At 70.7% G+C, this 1312-nt stretch carries 3 protein-coding genes; all 3 read right to left on the bottom strand.

Annotation, left to right across the window (positions count from 1 at the left end; all coding sequences use genetic code 11):
- Nucleotides 1-339, bottom strand: a 339-nt coding sequence (locus tag QH283_RS12300) for a flavoprotein (protein WP_280503135.1), incomplete at its 3' end; no start/stop codon positions are given.
- 79 nt (nt 340-418) lie between these two features.
- Nucleotides 419-694 (bottom strand): DNA-directed RNA polymerase subunit omega, encoded by a 276-nt coding sequence (gene rpoZ / locus QH283_RS12295; protein WP_067854693.1) that lies wholly within the window; start codon nt 692-694, stop codon nt 419-421.
- 115 nt (nt 695-809) lie between these two features.
- A partial coding sequence (locus tag QH283_RS12290) for a guanylate kinase (RefSeq protein ID WP_280503134.1) occupies nt 810-1312 on the bottom strand: 503 nt, incomplete at its 5' end.

Genomic DNA, 1312 nt, shown 5'->3' with positions numbered 1-1312 from the left:
CACCGGACATCGGGCGGTGAGCAGCGTGGCGGTGAGCAGGTCGTCGGCGCGGCCGTGCGCGGCGCGCGCCATCAGGTCCGCGGTCGCCGGGGCGATGACGACCAGATCGGCCTCCTGGCCGAGGCGCACGTGCGGCACCTCCGGCACGTCGGTGAACACGTCGGTGTGCACCGGATTACCGGACAGCGCCTCGAAGGTGGCCCTGCCGATGAACTGCAGGGCCGACTCGGTGGGAATCACCCGGACCTGATGCCCGGTCTCGGTGAACCGCCGGATCAACGCGCAGGCCTTGTAGGCGGCGATCCCGCCACCGACGCCGACGACGATGCGTGTGGTCACTACGCCTCCGTGTTCTAGCTGAGGTGCCGGCGTTCCAGCGGATGTGCCGGCCGATCCGGGCGGCTCCCGAAGGCGGGAGTCACTCGCCTTCGGTGTGCTCGAGCAGGTCGGCGTGGATCTCGCGCATGGCGACCGACAGCGGCTTCTCCTGCAGGCCCGGCTCGACCAGCGGGCCGACGTACTCGAGGATGCCGTCGCCGAGCTGGTTGTAGTAATCGTTGATCTGACGCGCCCGCTTGGCCGCGTAGATGACCAGCGCGTACTTCGACGACGTGCGCTCGAGCAGCTCGTCGATCGGGGGATTGGTCAGACCGATCGGGGTGTCGTACGCGGGCACGGTCTTGGTGTCGCTCACTGGGGAGGCTCCTGCGGTCGTATGGGGCTGGTGTGTCGTGCGAGACGATCGGGCAGGCGACCGGACACGGCGCGAGCCGCTCGCTCGATGCCGGTCGGGTCGCCTTCGCCGGGCACTATCTCGAATTCGTGCTGATGAACAACGATACCAACTGCTCACACGCGTGGTTCACGTCGTCGTTCACGATGACGTTGTCGAACTCGTCACAGGCGGCCAGCTCGACTTTCGCGGTGGCGAGCCTGCGCTCGATGACCTCGGGCGTCTCGGTGCCGCGCGAGGTGAGGCGGGAGACCAGTTCCTCCCAGCTCGGCGGGGCCAGAAAGACCAGCCGCGCCTCCGGCAGCGCCTTGCGCACCGAGCGCGCGCCCTCGAGATCGACCTCGAGCAGCACGTTCTTGCCTTCGGCCAGCGCCTGGCGCACCGGCGCGGCCGGGGTGCCCGCCCGTTGCAGCCCGCCGTGGATCTCCGCCCACTCGAGCAGTTCACCGGCCTCGATCATGGCGTCGAACTCGGCCCTGGTGACGAACCGGTAGTCCCGGCCGTGGGCCCACCCCCGGCCGGGGGGCCCGGGGGGGGGCGCCCCCCCGGCGCCCCCGAGGGGGGGGGGGGGCCGCCCCC

The sequence above is a fragment of the Nocardia farcinica genome, from assembly GCF_029867845.1.
Classification (GTDB): domain Bacteria; phylum Actinomycetota; class Actinomycetes; order Mycobacteriales; family Mycobacteriaceae; genus Nocardia; species Nocardia farcinica_A.
The sequence above is the reverse complement of the archived record's forward strand: the minus strand, read 5'-3'. Positions and strand labels throughout refer to the sequence as shown.